The sequence below is a fragment of the Micromonospora sp. S4605 genome (genome assembly GCF_003176715.1).
Classification (GTDB): domain Bacteria; phylum Actinomycetota; class Actinomycetes; order Mycobacteriales; family Micromonosporaceae; genus Micromonospora; species Micromonospora echinaurantiaca.
In genome coordinates this window covers 1-19,531 of record NZ_QGSW01000102.1, presented here as the reverse complement: position 1 = coordinate 19,531, position 19,531 = coordinate 1, and the positions used below count along the sequence as shown (strand labels likewise).

14 protein-coding genes are annotated in these 19,531 nt (G+C 73.0%); 4 read left to right on the top strand and 10 right to left on the bottom strand.

From position 1 onward, the window contains the following. Positions 1 to 9: 9 nt before the first annotated feature. The 7 genes from DLJ47_RS06425 to DLJ47_RS06395 form a co-directional block, all read right to left on the bottom strand. Complete coding sequence (locus DLJ47_RS06425; RefSeq protein WP_199235724.1) at positions 10 to 1,065, bottom strand: dihydrodipicolinate synthase family protein; 1,056 nt, start codon at positions 1,063 to 1,065, stop codon at positions 10 to 12. An 8-nt stretch (positions 1,066 to 1,073) separates the two neighbouring features. Then, complete coding sequence (locus tag DLJ47_RS06420; protein WP_109899145.1) at positions 1,074 to 2,090, bottom strand: NAD-dependent epimerase/dehydratase family protein; 1,017 nt, start codon at positions 2,088 to 2,090, stop codon at positions 1,074 to 1,076. Between the two features lie 332 nt (positions 2,091 to 2,422). Then, a complete protein-coding gene (locus tag DLJ47_RS06415; RefSeq protein ID WP_109899144.1) occupies positions 2,423 to 3,313 on the bottom strand; it encodes a Gfo/Idh/MocA family protein in 891 nt (296 codons plus the stop codon). Positions 3,314 to 3,366: 53 nt separating this feature from the next. After that, positions 3,367 to 4,371, bottom strand: coding sequence for a hydroxyacid dehydrogenase (locus DLJ47_RS06410; protein ID WP_199235723.1), 1,005 nt, complete (start codon positions 4,369 to 4,371; stop codon positions 3,367 to 3,369). Beyond that, positions 4,368 to 5,267, bottom strand: a complete 900-nt coding sequence (locus DLJ47_RS06405) for a carbohydrate ABC transporter permease (RefSeq protein ID WP_109899143.1) — start codon at positions 5,265 to 5,267, stop codon at positions 4,368 to 4,370. The genes DLJ47_RS06410 and DLJ47_RS06405 overlap by 4 nt, the downstream gene beginning before the upstream one ends. Beyond that, the gene (locus DLJ47_RS06400; RefSeq protein WP_109899142.1) at positions 5,264 to 6,163 is read right to left on the bottom strand and encodes a carbohydrate ABC transporter permease; all 900 of its coding nucleotides are present in this window, start codon (positions 6,161 to 6,163) and stop codon (positions 5,264 to 5,266) included. Before DLJ47_RS06400 ends, DLJ47_RS06405 begins: the two co-directional genes overlap by 4 nt. Positions 6,164 to 6,226: 63 nt before the next feature. Beyond that, positions 6,227 to 7,468, bottom strand: coding sequence for an ABC transporter substrate-binding protein (locus DLJ47_RS06395; protein ID WP_109899141.1), 1,242 nt, complete (start codon positions 7,466 to 7,468; stop codon positions 6,227 to 6,229). A 150-nt stretch (positions 7,469 to 7,618) separates the two neighbouring features. On the opposite strand from DLJ47_RS06395, the gene DLJ47_RS06390 reads away from it, so the two are divergent. After that, entirely contained in the window at positions 7,619 to 8,887 is a 1,269-nt protein-coding gene (locus DLJ47_RS06390; RefSeq protein WP_109899140.1) for a Gfo/Idh/MocA family protein, read from the top strand. A 167-nt stretch (positions 8,888 to 9,054) separates the two neighbouring features. Here DLJ47_RS06390 and DLJ47_RS06385 read toward each other — a convergent pair whose 3' ends face one another. Continuing rightward, positions 9,055 to 11,322, bottom strand: coding sequence for a PQQ-binding-like beta-propeller repeat protein (locus DLJ47_RS06385; RefSeq protein WP_109899139.1), 2,268 nt, complete (start codon positions 11,320 to 11,322; stop codon positions 9,055 to 9,057). 171 nt (positions 11,323 to 11,493) lie between these two features. On the opposite strand from DLJ47_RS06385, the gene DLJ47_RS06380 reads away from it, so the two are divergent. Continuing rightward, a complete protein-coding gene (locus tag DLJ47_RS06380) occupies positions 11,494 to 13,452 on the top strand; it encodes a hypothetical protein (RefSeq protein ID WP_109899138.1) in 1,959 nt (652 codons plus the stop codon). Between the two features lie 96 nt (positions 13,453 to 13,548). Here DLJ47_RS06380 and DLJ47_RS06375 read toward each other — a convergent pair whose 3' ends face one another. Further along, positions 13,549 to 15,588: an outer membrane protein assembly factor BamB family protein gene (locus DLJ47_RS06375; RefSeq protein WP_158289785.1), complete on the bottom strand. Its 2,040-nt coding sequence runs from the start codon at positions 15,586 to 15,588 to the stop codon at positions 13,549 to 13,551. A 364-nt stretch (positions 15,589 to 15,952) separates the two neighbouring features. On the opposite strand from DLJ47_RS06375, the gene DLJ47_RS06370 reads away from it, so the two are divergent. After that, complete coding sequence (locus DLJ47_RS06370; RefSeq protein ID WP_199235722.1) at positions 15,953 to 18,256, top strand: M64 family metallopeptidase; 2,304 nt, start codon at positions 15,953 to 15,955, stop codon at positions 18,254 to 18,256. Positions 18,257 to 18,359: 103 nt separating this feature from the next. On the opposite strand, the gene DLJ47_RS06365 is transcribed toward DLJ47_RS06370, so the two are convergent. Further along, complete coding sequence (locus DLJ47_RS06365) at positions 18,360 to 19,106, bottom strand: hypothetical protein (protein WP_109899136.1); 747 nt, start codon at positions 19,104 to 19,106, stop codon at positions 18,360 to 18,362. 218 nt (positions 19,107 to 19,324) lie between these two features. Between DLJ47_RS06365 and DLJ47_RS06360 the strand changes: the two genes are divergently transcribed. Next, positions 19,325 to 19,531: IniB N-terminal domain-containing protein (locus DLJ47_RS06360; protein ID WP_199235721.1), on the top strand; the 207-nt coding region annotated here is incomplete at its 3' end.

Below are 19,531 nucleotides of genomic sequence, written 5' to 3'. Positions count from 1 at the left end.
GGGTGGGGGTCAGGACAGCCAGTCGTCGAGGTGCTCGGCGACGAAGTCGTCGTCGCGCAGGTGCGGGTAGGCCCGGTGCACCCGGTCGATCGCGGCCAACTGCCCCGGCGAGAGCTCCTCGTCCGGGTCCAGGCACCACCGGCCGGCCAGCAGGCCCTGCCGGCGCAGCACCTCGTGGATGCCGGGGATGCAGCCGTGGTAGCCGTTGGCGGCGTCGAAGATGGCCGCGTTGGCGTCGGTCAGGTGACCGTCCAGGGTGAGCAGTCGGCGCAGCGCGGCGTCGTCACCGGCCCGGGCCCGCCGGGCCTCGTCGAGCAGCGTCACCGCGGTGCCCGCCCAGACCGCCCACTGGCCCAGCAGCCCGCCGACGAACTCGACCTCCACCGCCCGCCCGTCCAGGATGACCCGGTGCGGCGCCACCAGATCGGCCAGGATGTGGTCGTCGTTGCCGGTGTAGAGGGCCAGGTCGCCGTTGCGGCCGGCGGCGCAGACGCCGTGCAGCACGTCCAGGGTGCGGTACCGGTCGAACGGCGCCACCTTGATCCCGACCACCGACTCGAGGGCGGCCAGCCGGGCCCAGAAGTCGCGGGACAGCTCCCGACCGCCGACGGCCGGTTGCAGGTAGAACCCGATCACCGGCAGCACCTCGCCGACCGCCCGGGCCCGCTCGATCAGCGCGTCCTCGTCCAGCGGCCCGTACGGCGACAGCAGCACCAGGTGGTAGCCGAGCGACGCGGCGAGTTCCGCCTCGGCGACGGCCTGGGCGGTGTCCCCGCAGGCGCCGGCGACCAGGATCGCGTCCGAGCCGGCCGCGGTCTCGGCGGCCAGTTCCAGCACCGGGGCGAGCAGCCCCACCTTCGGGTCGTGGATGGCGAACTGGGTGGTGTGCACGCCGACGGCGATGCCGCCCGCCCCCGAGGCGAGGTAGTAGCGGGTCAACGCCCGCTGCCGGCGCTCGTCGAGCCTGCGGTCGGCGTCGAGGGCGAGCGGGTGGGCGGGGATGACGCACCCGCGCTGGAACCGGGTCAGGGCCGCGGCCTGTCGGGTGCTCGATGCGGTCAACACGGTCTCTCCTAGAACTTGCCGTCGCGGCGCTGGAAGCCGGTCGGCTTGTCGAGCAGGGGCTGGCCGTCGGCGACCCAGTCCGCCGTCAGCTCGATGAGCTCGGCGAGCGGCAGGTCGGGGTAGCCGAACAGGCGGTGACAGAGCTGGGCGTTGGACAGCAGCGCGGTGGGTGCCTCGGCGCCGGTGAAGGCCGGCTCCCGGCCCAGCCGCGCGGCGACCGCGGTGGCGACCTGGCGGACCGAGACCAGCTCCGGCCCGGTCAGGTTGAGTACGAACGGCGGGGTGCCGGTGTGGTGCAGGGCGCGCAGGATGACCTCGTTGGCGTAGCCCTGCCAGACCACGTTGGCGTGCCCCATGGTCAGGTCCACGGCCTCGCCGGCGTGCACCGTCCGGGCGATGTCGACCAGCACCCCGTAGCGCATCTCGACGGCGTAGTTGAGCCGGATCAGGGCCAGCGGGGTGTGGTCGCGCTGCGCGAAGTGGGTGAGGATGCGCTCGCGGCCCAGGCAGGACATCGCGTACTCGCCGACCGGCTGCACCGGGGTCTGCTCGACGCAGCCGCCGCTGGTCACCGGCACCAGCGGGTAGACGTTGCCGGTGCTCAGCGCCACCAGCCGCGACCCGGCGAAACGCTGCGCGACCCGGCCGGGCAGGTAGGTGTTGGTGGCCCAGGTGGCGTGCTCCCTGCCGGAGGTGCCGAACTTGGCGCCGACCAGGAAGACCACGTTCGGCGCGTCGGGCAGCGCGGCCAGCGCGGCGTCGTCGGCGACGTCCGCCTCGACCACCTCGGCGCCCTCGTCGCGCAGCATGTCGGCCAGCCCGGCCTCGGAGAACCGCGACACGGCGATCACCCGCGCGCCGGTGCCCGCCGCCGCGACCCCGCGCAGCGCCAGCCGGACCAGGCTCGGCCCCAGCTTGCCGCCCGCGCCGAGGATCAGGATGTCCCCGTCGAGCTTGCGCAGGTCGTCCACCAGGACGTCCCGCGGGCGGGAGAGGCGCTCCTCCAGGTCCGCCACCGTACGCATGCCACCACACCCCTTCAGAAGTAACGGTCATGACCGTAACCTCCGGCCCGGAGAGCGTCAAGGTGCCCGGGGCGACGGGTCGGCCGGCGCGGCTCCGAGGGGCACGCCGAACCGGGCTGACGCCGCTGGTCGGGACGGCGGCGGGCCTGCCGGACTACCCGCACGACCGGGTTTCCCGGCGCACACGTTGCCGCGCCCGGCCCAATTGCGGACCGGGCCGTCGGTCACAGCCGGGCCGTCCATCGCGGCCGTCTCGTGGCTGACGCCGTCGGGTGTGACCGGACCACCGGCCCGGCCGTCAGGGCGGGGCCGGCTACCCCGGACGTGGTCCGCTACGCGGGGCGGGCCGTGGCGCGGGCGGCGGCGAGGACGCCGAGCACGGCCCGGGTCTGCGCCCACGGCACCGGGCTCGGCGCGCCCCGGACCATGCCCAGGAACGCGTCGATGGTGTCCCGGTAGCCGAGCTGGTCGGCGCCGCCGCGCAGCACCACCCGCCGCTCCCCCGCGGCGGTGTGGACGGTCACCTCGTACGCCTCGCCCTCGCTGACCCCGAGCACCTCGACCGCGCCGGGCACCCCGTCCGCCCACTGCAGGGCCAGCACCCCGGTGTCCTCCGAGCGCAGCCCCCGGTGGTGGCGTACCGTGCCGGCGGCCCCGACCAGCCGAACCGCCGGCCCGAGCAGCGCGACCAGCAGCTCCACCCCGTGCAGCCCCATCATCACCAGCGTGCCGCCGCCGATCGCCGGGTCGTCCTGCCACGGGTTGTATCCGGTGGCCCACAACCCGACGTCGTGCCGCACCGTGGCCCGGACCGACAGCACCTCCTCGCGCGGCACGTCGAACGCCGCGAAGTCCGGCGCGAAGCGCAGCACCGAGGAGGTGAGCACCAGCTCCGCGGCCGGCGCCACGACGCGTTCCAGCCGGTCGAGCTGGTCGACGGTCGCGGCGGCCGGCTTGTTGACGAAGCAGGGCAACTCGCGGGCCAGCACCTGGGCCAGCGCGTCCGGCACGTCCGAGGTGGGGACGGTGAGGACCACCCCGTCCGGGCGGGTCGCCAGCAGCCCGGCCAGGTCCGGCGCCACGGCGACGTCCGGCTGCTCGGCGCGGAACCGCGCCAACCGCTGCGGATCCGGCTCCCACACCACCAGCTCGGCGTGGTCGCGCAACGCGCGGGCGTCGGTGTAGGGGTGACTGGTGGCGAGTCCGGCCAGAGCGATGCGCATGAGCGCAGAGGCTACTTCTCCGGCCTCCGGCCACGCCAGCGCAGGTCAGCCGGTCAGCCGGTCCGGTCGAGCTGCTCGGGCAGCACCTCGTAGGCCAGCGGTTCGCCGCGCAGGAACCGGTCGATCTCGGCCACCACGATCGCGCCGGCCCGCCGCCGCGACTCGACCGTCCCAGCCGCCTCGTGCGGCGTGAGCAGCACGTTCGGCAGCCGGCGGAACGGGTGGTCGACCGGCAGCGGTTCGGCGTCGAAGACGTCCAGCGCCGCGTCGATCCGCCCGGTACGCAGCGCGGCCAGCAGCGCGGCCTCGTCCACCAACGCCGAGCGGGCGGTGTTGACCAGCAGCGCCCCGTCCGGCAACAGCGCCAGCTCGCGTGCCCCGATCATTCCGACCGTCTCCGGCAGCACCGGGGCGTGCAGGCTGACCACCCGGCTGCGGGCCAGCAGGTCGTCGAGGCCGACCCGCTCGACGCCGAGCGCCGCCGCCTCCGCCTCGGACAGGAACGGGTCGGCGACCAGCACCCGCGCCCCGAGCGCCCGCACCAGGCCGAGGTAGGCCCGGCCGGTCCGGGACGCGCCGACCACGCCGACCGTCGCCCCGCGCAGTTCCCGCCGCGGCGGAGCGGCCTTGGCGGTCGCCCAGTCGGCGCCGGTACGCAGCGCGTGGTCGAACCGGTGCAGCCGGTGCAGCAGGGCGAGGGTGAGCGCGAGCGCCTGCTCCCCCACCGCGTACGCCATCGCCTCGCCGGCCTGGGTGACGCGCACCCCGCGGGCGAAGCTCTCCGGGGTGACGAACGGCTTGACGCTGGCGCCGGTGTGCGCGAGCAGCCGCAGCCGCGGCGCGGCGGCGAGCACCGCGGCCGTCAGCGGGGCGGTGCCCCAGCCGGTGACGACGACGTCGGCGTCGGCAAGCAGCCCCGCGAGCACCGCCGGGTCGCCCACGTCGGCGCCGTCGGCCGGCAGCCGCACCTCCCCCAGCCGGCCGACGGCGGCCCGGGTGTCGGGGTCGAGGAACAGCTCGCGGACGTACGGCGTCACCGCCACCGCGATGACGCTCAACCCTTGATGCCCGTGGTCGAGACGCCCTCCTGGAAGTACCGCTGGCCGATCAGGTAGGCCATGAAGATCGGTACGAAGGCCACCACGGACCCGGCGAGCAGCATGTTCAACGCCACGTTCTCCTGTTGCAGCGAGGCGATGCCGGTGGTGAGGGTACGCATGTCGAGGCTCTGCCCGACGATGAGCGGCCACAGGAAGTCGTTCCAGTGCCAGAGGAAGACGAAGACGCCGAGGGTGGCCAGGATCGGCTTGATCAGCGGCAGCACGATCGAGACGTACACCCGCCACTCGGAACAGCCGTCGAGGCGGGCCGCCTCGAACAGCGAGTCGGGCAGCGACGCGATGAACTGCCGCATCAGGAACACCGCCTGGGCGTTGGCCAGCGTCGGCACGATCATGCCCCAGTAGGTGTCCACGCCGTTCAGCTCGGAGATGATGATGAACGTCGGGATCATCGTGACGTGGTACGGCACCATCAGCATCGCCAGGAACGACCAGAACATGGTCTCCTTGCCGGGGAACCGCTTCTTGGCGAAGGCGTAGCCGGCCATCGAGGCGAACAGCAGCACACCGACCACGGACACCACCGAGTAGATGATGGTGTTCCACATCCAACGCAGCACGCTCTTGGCGCCGATCACCTGGTCGTACGCCTCGGTGGAGAACGGCCAGGGCAGCAGGCTGTCCGGGAAGGTGACCGGCCCGGTCGGCTTGAACGACAGCACGACCATCGCGTAGAAGGGGAAGAGGGTGAGCAGGGCGCCGCCCACCAGCAGGGCGGTGCGCCCGGCCACCCAGCCCCGGCTGGCCCGGCCGACCCGGTACGGGCGCCGGTTGCGTCGCGGCGCCTCGGTGGTCGGCGCGGCGGTGGCCGGGGGCGTGATGATGTCGGTCATTCGTCTCTCCCCAGGGTCAGCCGCTGGATCAGCGCCACGACGATCGTCATCACGAACAGGGCGACCCCGACCGCGCTGGCGTAACCCAGATCGAAGTACTTGAACCCCTGGTCGTAGAGCAGGTAGACGAGGCTGTAGCTGGCGCGCACCGGGCCGCCGCCGGTCATCACGTAGATCATGTCGAAGACCTGGAACGACACGGTGGTCTCGATGATGGCGACGAAGAACAGCGCGGGACGCAGCTGCGGCAGCGTGACGTAGCGGAAGCGCTGCCAGGCCGAGGCGCCGTCGGTCAGCGCCGCCTCCTCCAGCTCGGCCGGGATGTCCTGCAGGCGGGCGAGCAGGATGAGCATGCCGTAGCCGAAGCGGGACCAGACCGAGACCAGCACCAGGGCGGGGATCACCAGCACGCTGTCGGCCAGCCAGGACTGTGCCGGCAGGCCGAGCGCGCCCATCGCCCGCGACCAGGGGCCGCCCTCGGAGAAGACCCAGCTGAAGATCACGCCGGCGAGCACCAGGCTGGTCACCACCGGCAGGAAGAAGATCGACCGGAACAGCTTCGCGCCGCGGAAGGCACGCCGGGTCAGCAGCGCCATGCCGAGCGAGGCCAGCATCGACAGCGGTACGGACAGCACGGTGAAGATGACCGTCACGCGCAGCGCGGTCCAGAAGGTCGGGTCGTCGACGAGCCGGCGGAAGTTCTCCAGGCCGATCCAGCTCGTCTCACCGCCGATGGTGTAGTCGGTGAAGCCGAGGAACACCCCGGCGATCGCCGGCCCGAACCGGAAGACGGCGAAGAGCAGCAGGAACGGCAGGACGAACAGCAGGGCCGTGCCGGCCTCGCGGGCGGACGGCCGGCGCAGCCGCCGCGCGGGTCTCCCCGGTAGTGCAACCATCTGACAACCTTTCTCAGCGGCTCGCGGTGGGCAGGGTACGCCCACCGCGAGCCGCGCCGGGAATCAGCCGAGCAGCGGAGCGGCGGCCTTGGCCGCGTCGTCGAGCGCCTGCTCCACCGACTTCTTGCCGAGCAGGGCGGCCTGGATCTCCGGGGAGAGCACACCCTGGACGTCGCGGGCCTTCTCGTGCAGCGGGCCGACGGTGCTGCTGGCGACCTGCTTCTCCTGCTCGCCGAGGACCGGGTCACTGGCGTAGAGCGCGCCGGTGGACTTGCGCGGCGAGAAGAAGCTGGACGCCACGTCGTACTTCTTGGTGTTGTCGGCGTTGGTCGCGAAGGCGATCCACTTGCCGGCCGCCTCCTTGTCCTTGGCGTTCTTCAGCATCGACAGCGAGCCGACCGTGCCGTAGCCGATCTGCTTGGTCTCGGTGAAGTGCGGGACGACCTGGATGTTCTCCTTGCCCCAGAACTTCTCGACCTCGGTCAGCGGGACGTGCCAGACGCAGGCCACCTTGTTCTGCGCGATCCGGGTCTGCTCGATCGGCGGGGCCGCGGTGAGCAGGGTCTTGTCGACGTAGCCGCCGTCGACGAGCTGCTTGGCGAAGTTCAGCGCCTTCTTGCCGGCGTCGCTGTTGAAGGCGACCGACTTGCCGTCCGGGCTGAACACGTCGCCGCCGGCCTGCCAGAGCAGCGGGTAGAAGGTCTGGTTCAAGGTCTGCTTCGCGTCGCCGGCGTACGCGGTCATGTCGAAGCCCTTGGCCTTGAACTTGGGCGCCAGCGTGAGCAGGTCGTTCCAGCTGGTCGGGTAGTTCGTCTCACCGACGGCGGCGAAGACCTTCTTGTTGCAGATCGGGGTGGCCGCGCTGGTGAGGATGGGCGCGCCCATCATCTTGCCGTCGATACTCACCGACTGCACCACGTTCTCGTGGTAGTCGCTCTTGGCCGCGTCGTCGAGGTACTTGTCGATCGGCTCGATGTTGCGGGCGTACTTGGGCAGCTGGTCGGGGATGAGGTAGACCGCGTCGGGCCCCTTGTTACCGGCGATCGCGGTGGCGAGCGCCTGGTCCCGGTTGGCCCAGGGGAAGATCTCGACCTTCACCTCGATATTCGGGTTGGCGGCCTGGAACGCCTTGATGGTCTCGTCCCAGTGCGCGCGGTGCTTCGCCTCGTCGAAGATCACCGGGTATGTCCACATCGTCACGGTCGCCTTACCGGAGTCACCGGAGTCGGAACCGCCGCAGCCCGTCGCCGCGAGCGCGGCGACGAGCGCCACCGCAACGGCCGACAGGCTCTTCCGAACACGCATCTCGCATCCTTCCGGGGGAGTCAGGTTCGCAGTACATTAACTTACGGTCCTGTCCGATACTAGAGGTGGAAAGTACCGAGGTCGTGTCGTCACTGATCGTGCGCACGCGTGGACAGATCGATCCAGCCCCGTAATGAGTGAAGGACTCCGATGACCGTCTCCCTGGCCATCGTCGGCGCGGGCAACCGCGGCAGCACCTACGCCGGCTACGCACTGCGCTCCCCCGACCGGGCGCGGGTGGTCGCCGTCGCCGACCCCCGGGACGCGCACCGCACCGCGCTCGCCGACGCCCACCGGGTGCCGGCGGCCGACCGGTACGACTCCTGGCAGGCCCTGGCCGCCCGGCCCCGGCTGGCCGACGCGATCGTGCTCGCCACCCCCGACCGCGAGCACGCCGAACCGGCCGCCCGCTTCGCCGAGCTCGGCTACCACGTGCTGCTGGAGAAGCCGATCGCGCCGACCGAGGCCGAGTGCACGGCGGTCACCGAGGCCGCGGAGCGCACCGGCGTCCTGCTCGCCGTCTGCCACGTGCTGCGCTACACCCGCTACACCGACGCGGTGAAGCGGTACGTCGAGACGGGCGCGCTGGGCCGGATCGTCGGGGTGGAGCACCTGGAACCGGTCGGCTGGTGGCACTTCGCCCACTCCTACGTACGCGGCAACTGGCGCCGCGCCGACACCTCGTCCAGCAGCCTGCTCGCCAAGTGCTGCCACGACCTGGACTGGCTGCGCTACGTGGTGGACGACCTGCCCACCCGGGTCAGCAGCGTCGGCGGGCTGCACCACTTCCACCCCGGCAACCGGCCCGCCGGCGCCGCCGCGCGCTGCCTGGACTGCCCGGTCGAGGCCCGGTGCCCGTACTCGGCCGTCCGCTTCTACCGCGACTGCCTCGCCGACCCGCAGCGGCACGAGTGGCCGCTGTCGGTGGTGACCCGCGACCTGACCGAGGCGGGCGTGACCGCGGCGCTGCGCGACGGCCCGTACGGCCGCTGCGTCTACGCCGGCGGCAACGACGTCGCCGACCACCAGAGCGTCACGGTCTCCTTCGCCGGCGGAGCGACCGCGACGCTGACCATGAGCGCGTTCACCCCGGCCGGCCACCGGCGCACCCGGATCATGGGCACGCACGGCTACCTGGAGGGCGACGGCGAGCAGGTCAGCGTCACCGACTTCGTCACCGGCGCCACGGTCACCACGGACACCCGCGGCGGCGGGGCGGACGCCGGCTCGGGTCACGGTGGCGGGGACATGCGGCTGATGGCGGCCTTCGTCGAGGCGGTGGCCACCGGCGACCGGAGCGCTGTCCGCTCCGGGCCGCGGGAGTCGCTGGACAGCCACCGGATGGCCTTCGCGGCGGAACGCAGCCGGCTGGCCGGCGGCGCCCCGGTCGACCTCACCGAGCCCGTGTCGCTGGCCTGAGCCCGGGCGGGCTCCGCATCCGGGGAGAGCGCCCACCCCGAACCGCGCGGCCCCGCCCTCCCCATCGGGAGAGGGCGGGGCCGCGCGGTGGCCGGGTCAGCGGCCGTCGGCGGCCGTTGCGGACGGCGCGGCCGGTGGCCGAGTCAGTGGCCCGGTCAGCGGCCGGGTCAGCGGCCGATGCCGGAGCGGCCGGCCGCCGCCACGATCGCGTCCTGCTCGGCGCCGGTGAGCAGGCCGGCGTCGACCAGGTCGTCGGTGACCGCGGCGACGTGCGCGACGAACGCCCCGTGGCTGTCCCAGGACGCCTCGTCGCGGATCAGGTCGTTGACCGTGCACCCGCGCTCGGCGTACCGGTTCGGCACCCCGGTCGCGCCGCCCGCGTACACCTGGGCCCGCAGGTCGGAGCGGCGGCAGTCGTCGGCCTCCGGCACGTACCGCAGCAGGTGCGAGCCGTACTGCACAGCGCCGTTGGCGGCCTTGACCCCGTTGCGGAACCAGAGGTTGCCCTGACCGTCCTGGGTCAGCCGGTAGGTCTGCGCGTCCCGGATCACCCGCACGTCCTTGGACAGCGGATCGATCCGGTGCAGGTAGCCGTCGAGCGCGGCGTAGACGTGCTCGTCGGCGGCGCTGACCACGAGCTCGTCGGCCACCCCCGAGGAGCGGCCGGGCACGTCGATGCGGTGCGTCACCGTGCCGGTCGCCGGGTCGAGGACGAACACCTCGCCGTCGGCGAGGCCCCAGATCATCCCGTCCGGGCCGGCGACCAGGGAGGTGATCGCGTCGGCGCCGGGCACCGGCGTGTACTCGGCGGTCTTCTCCCCGGTCACCAGGTCGGCGGTGAACACCTTCGCCTCGGTGGCGCGCGGCACGGTGCCCCCGCCGCCGCCGATGGTGGTGCCCGCCCAGAGCCGGTCGCCGACCACGGCCAGGCTGATCACACCCTGGTCGGCGACGATGTTGCGGTGGGTGGTGCGGGCGCCGGTGGCGGTGTCGTACACGGTCAGGGCGCCGCCCCACAGGCCGTAGTCCGGGGTGCTGCCGACGTAGATCCGGCTACCGGCCGAGGCGAAGGCGATCGGCCGGTTCTGGCCGTCGGGCTGCAACCGGAACAGCTCGCGCGGGTTGGTGCCGAGCCGGTACGGCTGGGCCGGGTCGTACACCAGCACCCCACCGTACGGGTAGACGCCCTGGTACATCTTGCCGTCGTGCCAGCCGAAGCCGTCGGCCTGGCCGAGCCGGCCCACGTTGGTCGCCGTGCCGGTGGCCGGGTCGAGGACGGCGAGGTTGCCGTTGATGTAGAGGTTGGTCCAGATCCGGCCGTCCGGGCCGGCGGTGATGTTGTTGATGTCCAGGGCCTGCGGCGGGAACGGCAGCCGGTAGCGCTCGCTGGCGCCGGTCGCCGGGTCGTAGCGCAGCGCCTGCCCGCCGTAGTTGCCGATCACCGCGTAGAGCTGGCCGTCGAGGAAACCGAACCCGATGCCCGCGCCGTCGCTGCGCACCGGCGTCCCGGCGGCGTCGCGCACCGGCCCGACGGTGTCGGTCGGCAGGTCGTAGCGCCACAGGTCGGTGCCGGAGGTGAAGTAGACCGACCGGCCGTCGGGCGCGAGCCCCGAGGTGCCGCGCGAGCCCATGGTGAACCCGTCGGCCAGCACCGCGCCGGTGTCCGGGTCGAGCACCAGCCCCTGGAGCTTGTTGCGTTTGACGAAGAGCTTCCCGCCGACCAGGTTGATGTCGTAGGGGTAGTTCGCGTCGCCGCGCATTGTCTCCGGCCAGATGTCGCGCTTCTCGCCGGTGGCCAGGTCGAGCCGGATCAGGTGGCCGGCGGTGCCGACCGCCGCCCAGAGCAGGTTGCGGGACGGGTCGACCGCGACGTCGACGACGTACTGTTCGCCGGCGTACATCCGGCCGTGGTCGCGGAAGCCCTCGCCGGGGGCGTAGGAGAAGACGTGCGCGCTTGGGTAGGTGCCGCCGTAGATTCGGCCGTCCGCACCCGGGCGCAGACCGTAGAGCACTGTCTGGCCGGCGACCGGGGCGCCGAGGTCGACGGTGGTCCGGGTCTGCGGGTCGTACGAGTAGAGGTGGGCGTTGGGGTAGCTGCCGGCGTACACCGTGCCGTCGCTGCTCTGGGTGATTCCCCAGGCGCCGGAGGACTCGGGCAGGTACGCGGTGTCGAGCAGTTCCCTGGTCACCGGGTCGGTCACGCTGAGCACCCCGGGTGATCCCATCTGGACGCCGTAGACGACCGGCCGGTCGTCGGCGCCGGTTCCGTAGTGCGCCTCGAAGACGGTGAGCGCGGTCTGCTGGACACCGAAGTCGGTGACGGTGCCGGGGGTCGCCTCCGCCGGGGCGGCCGACGCGGGAGCGGTGGCCGGCAGCAGGGCGGCGGCGAGGGTCAGGACGGTGGCGGGCACGAGGGTACGGCGGAACGGCGGCACGGGCGACCTCCACGATCGACGATGCCCGGCACCCTATTACGGTGACGGCCGGAATTCCAGAGCCTCAGATCGATGCTCGCGATCTGCGAGGAACTTACGGGTCGGGCCTCGACAGCACGCCACCCGGCGTGGTGCGCTGTAGCAGTTACAGCCCTGACCGAAACTAGTTTTATGGAGGTCGTGTTGCGACGTACCGCGCTGACCGCGGCGCTGGCGCTGGTCGCCGCCGCGCTGGCGGTCCCGGCGGGCACCGCCCAAGCCGAGGCACCGGCGACGGCAGTCCAGGCCGAGGCGTCCCCGCCCGGCACCGTCACCGACCTCGGACCGGCGTCCGAGGTCACCTCCGTCAACGGCTCCGAGCTGATCGACGGCACGATCTACACGGCCACCGGCGGCGTGTCGCCGATCGTGGTGGGCGGCTACGACCTGGCCGAGCAGCGGGTCGACAAGCGCTACGAACTGCCCACTGGCGGCGGCGCCTGGGCCACCGCGGCGGTCGGCACCGACCTGTACGTCGGCACCTACGAGCCGGGCGACCTGTACCGGATCGACACCACCGGCACCGCCGTCACCAAGGTCGCCGACGTCTCCCCGGACCGGTACATCTGGGCGCTGGCCACCGCGCCCGACGGCGTCCTCTACGGCGGCACCTACCCCAACGGGCGGGTCTTCTCCTACGACCCGGCCACCGGCGCCACCCGCGACTACGGCGTCGCCGTCCCCGGCGAGCAGTACGTGCGCAGCATCGCCGTCGACGCGACCACCATCTACGCCGGCGTCGGCGCGCACGCCCACCTGATCGCCATCGACCGGGTCACCGGCGCGAAGCGGGAGATCCTGCCGCCCGAGTTCGCCGACCGCACCTTCGTCGGCACCCTCGCGCTGCAGGACGGGCTGCTCGCCGCCGCGCTCTCCCCCACCGGCACCATGCTGCTGATCGACACCGCGGACCCGTCGCGGTACGAGGTGGTGCAGACGCCGGACAGCTTCATCACCGCGATCGCCATCGACGCCGAGCGCAACGACGTCTACGTGGGCACCCGGCCCTCCGGCACGCTGCGCCGGTACGACCGGGACACCGGCCAGCTCAGCACGCTCGCCGTGCCCTACGACGGCGCCGCCTTCGGCCGGATCTTCGTCACCGGCGACCAGTTGCGCGGGGTGGTCACCAACACCGTGGTCACCTACGACCTGGACACCGGTGAGCTGACCGGCGTCGACCTCACCGAGGCCGGCATGCCGCCGGCACCGGAGCTGGCCATGGCGATCGCCACCGACGGGGCCCGGGTGTACGTCTCCGGCAAGGCCGGGGTGCAGGTGCACGACCTGGCCGCCGGCACCTCCACCCGCCGGTTCCTGCCGGGCGAGGCCAAGGTGATGACCCCGGTCGCCGGTGAGATCTGGATGTCGGTCTACACGCTGGCGTACCTGTTCCGGATGGCGCCCGACGGCGACCCGCGGCGGGTGACCACGATCGGCCACGAGCAGACCCGGCCTCTGGACGCGACCTGGTCCCCCGCCGACAAGCTGCTGGTCGTCGGCACCGAACCGGAGTACGGCCGCTACGGCGGCGCGGTCTCCTTCTACGACCCCCGCTCCGGCGCGCTGGACGTGCACCGCGACGTCATCACGGACCAGTCGATCCGGTCAGTGGCGGTGAAGCACGGCACCGCCTTCCTCGGCAGCAGCATCAACGCCGGCCTCGGCACCACGCCGCGGGCCACCAAGGCCCGGCTCGCCGGCTTCGACCTGGCCACCCGGAGGAAGACCTGGGAGATCACCCCGGTGCCCGGCGCCAAGCAGATCGTCGAGCTGGTCGCCACCGGCGACCGGATCCTCGGCTTGACCGAGACCGGTGTGCTCTTCGCCGTCGACCAGCGGACCCGCCAGGTGGTGGCCACCACCACTGTCGCCTCCGGACAGAACACCCTGGTGCAGGTCGGCCCGGTGATCTACGGCAGCAACGGCCGCGACGTCTGGAAGCTGGACCCGGCGACGATGACGGTCACCCCGTTCGTCACCGGCCTGAACGCCCAGTGGTACGGCGGCGGGGCGCTGCTCACCGCCGCGCCGGACGGCTCGGCACTGTTCGCGCTGCGCGGCCGCAACCTGGTCCGCATCCAGTTGTAGACCCCGCACCCCGGTGCGCACGACGGCGGGCCGGCGATCCCGGGGGGATCGCCGGCCCGTCGTCGCTGCCCGCGTCGCTCGTCGCGGAACGGGCGGTCAGCCGGTCACGGTGAGCCGGTACAGGTGCTCGCCCGCGCCGAGGAAGACCCGGCCGTCCGGGTGCACGGCGAGGTACTCCGCCGGCTGCGCCAGCAACTGCCGGCTGGCGCCGGTGGCCAGCTCGACCCGTACCACCTGCTGCCCGCGGACCAGCGCGTACAGCAGGTGACGCGGGGCGTCGTAGCCGAGCTTGCCGCGGCTGTCGGTGACACCCGGCACGAGCTGGATGCGCTGGACCACCGACCGGCTGGCCAGGTCGACGGCGAAGAGCTGGCCACCGGCCAGGCCCCAGAGCAGCCCGGTCCGGTCCACCACCAGCGCCGGGATCGCCGTCGCGCCCGGCACCGGCACGAACTCGAACACCTTGGCGTCGCCGGCGACGTCCCAGCCGAACAGCTTCGCCTCGGTCTGGGTGGGCGGTGGGACGCTGTAGCCGCCGGCGATCGAGGTGCCGCCGACGAGCAGGCCGTTGACGTGGGTGAGGCTGACGATCGACTGGTCGGTGACGACCGGCCGGTGTACCCGCGCGGCCCCGGTGGCCTTGTCCACGATGGCCAGCACGCCGCCGAGGGTGGTGTTCGGCATGGTGCCGTAGGCGACCTTGTCGCCGGCGTCGGTGAGCGCGCGGGCGCGTACCTGGTCGGCGGACTTCAGGTCGAGCAGCTTGGCCGGGTTGTCGGCGCTGCCGGGCAGGCCGGGCGAGTACTCCGGGCTGTGCCAGGGCGCGGCCGGGTCGTACCGGTACAGCCGGGAGTCCGGGTACGCCCCCAGCCAGACCCGGTCGCCGGTCTCCAGCACGCTCTCCACCTGAGCGAAGCGCTGGAAGGCCGAGACGCCGGTGTCCGGATCCACCTTGGCCAGGCCACCGTTGAGGTAACCGCCCACCCAGACCGTGCCGGTCGGGCCGACGTGCAGCGACGCGATCGGGATCGGCCCGCCGGGCACGTCGGTCTGCACCACGTCGGCGCGCCCGGTCACCGGGTTCCAGCGGAACATGTCGCCGCGCCAGAGCAGCCCGACCAGGGTGCGGCCCGGCCAGTCCGGGTCGGCGAGGCTCACCCAGCCGATGCCCCGATTGTTGACCACCCGGCCGGGGAAGACCAGCGGGGTGTCGGTGAACGTCCGCCGACCCGGGTGGTAGCCGGTGAGCCGGCCGGCGCGGGTGAGGTAGACCAGGCCGCCCGGGCCGGGTGCGGAGACGTCCAGGCCGGCGACGTCGTCGATCAGGTCGGTCCACCGCTGCCCGGCGATGTCGTACACCCCGAGCCGGCCGTTGATGGCCGAGCCGAACCGCGCGTACACCCGGCCGTCGTGGGCGTTGAGGTCGTACACCGTCTGCCCGGTGCCGGTGCCCAGGCCGTCGGGCAACGGCAGCTCGCGCCGCTCGCCGGTGGCCTTGTCGATCTCGAACAGGTGGGCGTCCGGCTGGGTGCCGGCGTAGATCTTGTCGGCGGTGACGGCGAGGCTGCGGACGTACTGGACGCCGGGCAGCACCTGGCCGTAGTCGCGGGTCGTCCCGGTGGCCGGGTCGTAGCCGAAGACCCGCGCGCCGGGGAAGGTGCCGCCGTAGACCACGCCCGCGTCGTCCACGGCGATCCGCCAGATGTACGTCTCGGACGGCAGCGGACGGCCGAGGTTCTCCACCGGGCTGTCCGGGCCCGGCCGGCGACGGTACAGGTCACCGGTGTTGTACGCGCCGACGTAGACGGTGCCGTCGGGCGCGGCGGCCACCGCGTACGAGCCGGGCGCGCCGGTGAGGTCCTGGGCGGAGACGGTCCGGCCGGTGGCCGGGTCGATCGCGGCCAGCCTGGCCGGCTCGCCGGAGACGGCGGACCAGAGCACCGGTTCGCCGGTCGGGCCGGGGGCGACGGTGCCGCCGATGAGCAGTACGTCGCGCAGCGGGATGCCGAAGTCGTCCACCGTCACCCCGTCCGCGGCGGGGTTCGCGGTCGCGGCCCCGGCGGACCAGGCGACGGGCAGGGCCGGCGCCGCGGTGAGGGCGACGGCGGAGCGGAGTAACGTGCGGCGGTTGGTCATGGGCGCCTGCTTCTCTTCCAGCGACCGCCGGGTAGCCGGCGGCCGAGCCGTAACGGTCAGAACCGGAATCTCGATGGGTCCGGGAGCGGCGTGCCACACCCGGGCGATTGAGGAGCTGCTACTGGCACGATTGGCCATGAACCATATTCGGCCAGGGCCGTAATGACCCTAGGACGCTGTCACATCGACGTCAACGCCCCGAAGGGGCGGCGTCGGTGCCGCCCGGCTCCGGTCCCCGCCGGCCGCGGCCATCGGCGGGTCTCGAAGGGCTATGCGGCGCCGCGGCGGCCGGGTACGGTCCGGATTGACCGCGATCACGGCGGCGACCGGGATCGCCGGAGGCGTCGGTCACGAGGGGGACGTGGTGAAGATCAGAGCTGGGCTGTGCGTGGCGGCGATGGTCACGGCGGGGCTGGTGGCCGCGCCACCGGCCGCCGCCGCCGAGATGGGCAGCGCCACCGTGGTGCCGATCCAGGTGACCGGCGATCCGGCCAAGCGGTTCAACCTGGTGCTGCTCGGCGACGGCTACACCGAGGCCGACCTGCCCACGTTCCGGTCGCACGTGGACAAGCACCTCAACACCCTCTGGACCATCGAGCCGTTCAAGTCCTACCGCAGCTACTTCAACGTCTACGCGGTGGAGATCGTCTCGGCGGAGTCCGGGGTGGACTGCGATCCCGGCCTGACCGACCCGCGGCGGGACACCGTCCTGGGCATGGGCTTCTGGGGCGGCTGCAACCCGAACAGCGTGCAGCGCCTGCTCTCGGTCGACGGCGCCGCCGCCAACACGTACGCCAACCTGGCGACCGGCACCAACCCGGGCAACCGGCAGCTGATCGCGCTCGCCAACAGCGGCACGTACGGCGGCGCGGGCGGCGCCAACGCGACCGCGTCCGGCGGCAACGCGCTCAGCGCGCTGATCAGCCCGCACGAGCTGGGGCACTCGCTGGGCGGCCTGCAGGACGAGTACGACTACTACGCCCGTGGCGTGGCCGGTGACACCTACACCGGGCCGGAACCCTCCTCGGTGCACCACACCGTGCTCACCGAGCAGCAGATGCGCGACACCCAGGCCAAGTGGTGGCGCTGGCTCGGCGAGCCGAGCGAGTCCGGCGGCACGATCGGCCGCTACGAGGGCGGGCTGTACCTGCAACGGGGAGTGTGGCGGCCCAGCCAGCACTCGATGATGAAGTCGCTGGGCTTCTACTTCGACCAGGTGGCGCGCGAGCGGATGACCCAGCGGATCGCCGGCAAGGTCAGCATCCTGCAGGGCGGCACGCCGGCCGACCAGCCCGTCGGCGCGGACCGGGTCCTCCGGGTGCAGACCCTGCACCCGGTCAGCCACGAACTCGCCGTCACCTGGTCGGTCGACAGCGGCACCCTCCCCGGCACCGGCAACGCCCGCAGCCTGGACCTGCGGTCGTTGCGGCTGACGCCCGGTACGCACACCGTCACCGCCACGGTGACCGACCCGACCCCGTTCGTCCGCGACCCCGCGGTGCGCGACTCGGCCGCGCTGACCCAGCGCCGGACCTGGACCGTCGACACCGCGCTGACCACCCCCGCCGGCGGGGAGCCGCTGGCGATCACCGCGTCGACCGCGACCGACCGGCCGGTCGGCGCGCGGGACGTGGTGTACGTGGAGAGCACCCAGCCCACCGACCGGGTGCCGACGGTCAGCTGGACCCTCGACGGTCAGCCGGTGGCCAACCCGGGCCACGACGGTGACCTGGAACTGGCGCCGCTCGGCCTGGCCCCGGGCACCCACCGGCTCACCGCCACGGTCACCGACCCGGTGACGGCCGAGTCGGTGAGCCGCGGCTGGACCGTCGACGCGACCCGGCCCGAGGTGGACTACCAGGTCTCCGCGCCGCTGCTCACCACGACCAGGCCCGGCAGGCCCACCGAGTACCTGTACAACGGCCCGTTCACAATGCGGCTGACCGGCGCGGACGACGGCGCGGGGCAGGTCACCGCGGAGTTCCGGCTGGACGGCGACGGCTGGCACAACTACTACGGCTGGCCCACCGACGCCGACGAGCCGTTCCGGTTCACCGCCACCGGCACCGACGTGGACGGCCTGGTCTACGGCAACCTCGGCTCGGGCGGACTGTCGGTGTCGCCGTTCGCCGAGCGCTCCCCCGGCTACGGCCGGCACACCGTCGAGTACCGGGGCATCGACGCGGTCGGCAACATCGGCGCCCCCGGGTCGTTCGTGGCCACGCTGATTCCGTCGCCGCCGGCCTGCACCAACGTCGTCACCGGACGCCACACCGGCCCGCTGGTCGTCAGCACCGGCGTCACCTGCCTGCGCGGGGCGACCGTGACCGGCGCGGTCGTGGTCCGGCCCGGGGCCGCCCTCGTCGCCGAACGCGCCACCATCTCCGGCGCCCTGGCGGCGACCGGCGCGGGCGCCGTCGAGCTGTTGAACAGCAGCGTGCGGGGCGCGGTCACACTGACCGGCACCACCGGTCACGTCACCTCGGTGGGCACCCGGGTGGACGGTCCGCTGGTGCTCTCCGGCAACGTCACCGGCGACACGGCGGCGATCCTCGCCGGCAACGACGTCGCGGCGCTGCACTGCGCGGGCAACAGCCCGGCCCCGGTCGACCTCGGTACGCCGAACACCGTCCGGGGCGCCGCGTCGGGCCAATGCCGGGCGCTGTAGGCGCTCGACGGTGGGTCGCGGGCGGCAACCAGTCCCCCGCGACCCTGGCGGTGCACGCCGGTGAGGGCGAGGAGGCCGGCGGCGGCGCCCGGGGCGAGGCGGGCTACGCCCACTTCCCCTCGAACAGCGGCGTCACCGGGCGCTCCCGGCGCCCGATGCGCAGGTCCCCGAAGATGGTGCTCCGCTCCGCCCGTTCGACCTCCGCGTCCAGGTCGAGCCGCAACTCGGCGGACGCGTCGTGCGCCGCGCCGACGAGGACGACCTCGGTCCCGGGGTGGTCGAGGAAGGCGGGCGGGTCGAGCGGGGCGAAGCGGCGGCCGTGGAACTTCGCCCGCAGCGCGGCGGGCAGCTGGACCTTCCGGGATCCGCGCAGGCCGACCCCGGGCGGGGACGGCGCCTCCGGGTTCTTCACCGTGATGACGTAGCTCGCCTCCGGTTCGATGCTGAGCCCGTGCTGCGCCGGGCCGGGATGCAGGGGTAGTTCCAGCTGGTACGCCAGGTGCGTGTGGTCGTCGTGCCGGGCGATCACGTACGCCCCCTCCGCGGCGGGGCGCGTCGCCGGCTGCTCCCGCTCGCCACGGGTCTTCGTCGGGTACCGGCGTGCCCGCAGCGTCTCGTGCAGCTGTTCCGGCCGGGCCACCACCTCGTCGACGAACGCCCAGAACCGGTCGTGCTCGTCGATACCGGGCAGCCGCTTGCGCCCGACCACGAGCAGCCGCAGGTGCCGGCCCTGCCACGGGTGCAGCACCACCAGCAGCCGTTGCACCTCGTCGAGCGAGTCGACGTGCTCCTCCGCCACCCGGGGGCGGTAGAGGAAGTAGATGTCCCCGTCCTCCAGCAGCTCGGCCACGCGTGCCGGGTACCCGCCTCGGCGGGGCCGACACCGGGACGAGCGGGGTGGCGTACGGGGATCGGGGTGGGGCGAGTCCCCCCGGTCCCTAACGTCCGGCGAGGTGGGTGCCCTAATCCGGCGGGCAGGGTTGCGGGCTCATCCCCGATGCCTGGTGGGGGCGGCCGGCCATACCGTTGCCGCCGACATCAGATCCGCCCAGGTCCGAGGAGCACCAGATGGAAACGCAGCAGAGTGTGTCCGTGGACGCGAACGCGTCCCTGCAGGACTTCGTGCTGAACCTGCTCGCCGATGCGGGCGCGCGGTCGGCGTTCGACCTCGACCCGGAGGGCGCGTTGCGGGCCGCCGGCCTGAACGACATCACCGCCGCCGACGTGCAGGACGTCGTCCCCCTCGTGGTCGACTACGCCCCCGTCCACGGCCTC

Coding starts and splice junctions, on each gene's coding strand:
- DLJ47_RS06420 (WP_109899145.1), bottom strand. CDS start 2,090: ATGCGTACGGTGGCGGACCTGGAGGAGCGCCTCTCCCGCCCGCGGGAC.
- DLJ47_RS06415 (WP_109899144.1), bottom strand. CDS start 3,313: ATGCGCATCGCTCTGGCCGGACTCGCCACCAGTCACCCCTACACCGAC.
- DLJ47_RS06405 (WP_109899143.1), bottom strand. CDS start 5,267: ATGACCGACATCATCACGCCCCCGGCCACCGCCGCGCCGACCACCGAG.
- DLJ47_RS06400 (WP_109899142.1), bottom strand. CDS start 6,163: ATGGTTGCACTACCGGGGAGACCCGCGCGGCGGCTGCGCCGGCCGTCC.
- DLJ47_RS06395 (WP_109899141.1), bottom strand. CDS start 7,468: ATGCGTGTTCGGAAGAGCCTGTCGGCCGTTGCGGTGGCGCTCGTCGCC.
- DLJ47_RS06390 (WP_109899140.1), top strand. CDS start 7,619: ATGACCGTCTCCCTGGCCATCGTCGGCGCGGGCAACCGCGGCAGCACC.
- DLJ47_RS06380 (WP_109899138.1), top strand. CDS start 11,494: ATGGAGGTCGTGTTGCGACGTACCGCGCTGACCGCGGCGCTGGCGCTG.
- DLJ47_RS06375 (WP_158289785.1), bottom strand. CDS start 15,588: ATGACCAACCGCCGCACGTTACTCCGCTCCGCCGTCGCCCTCACCGCG.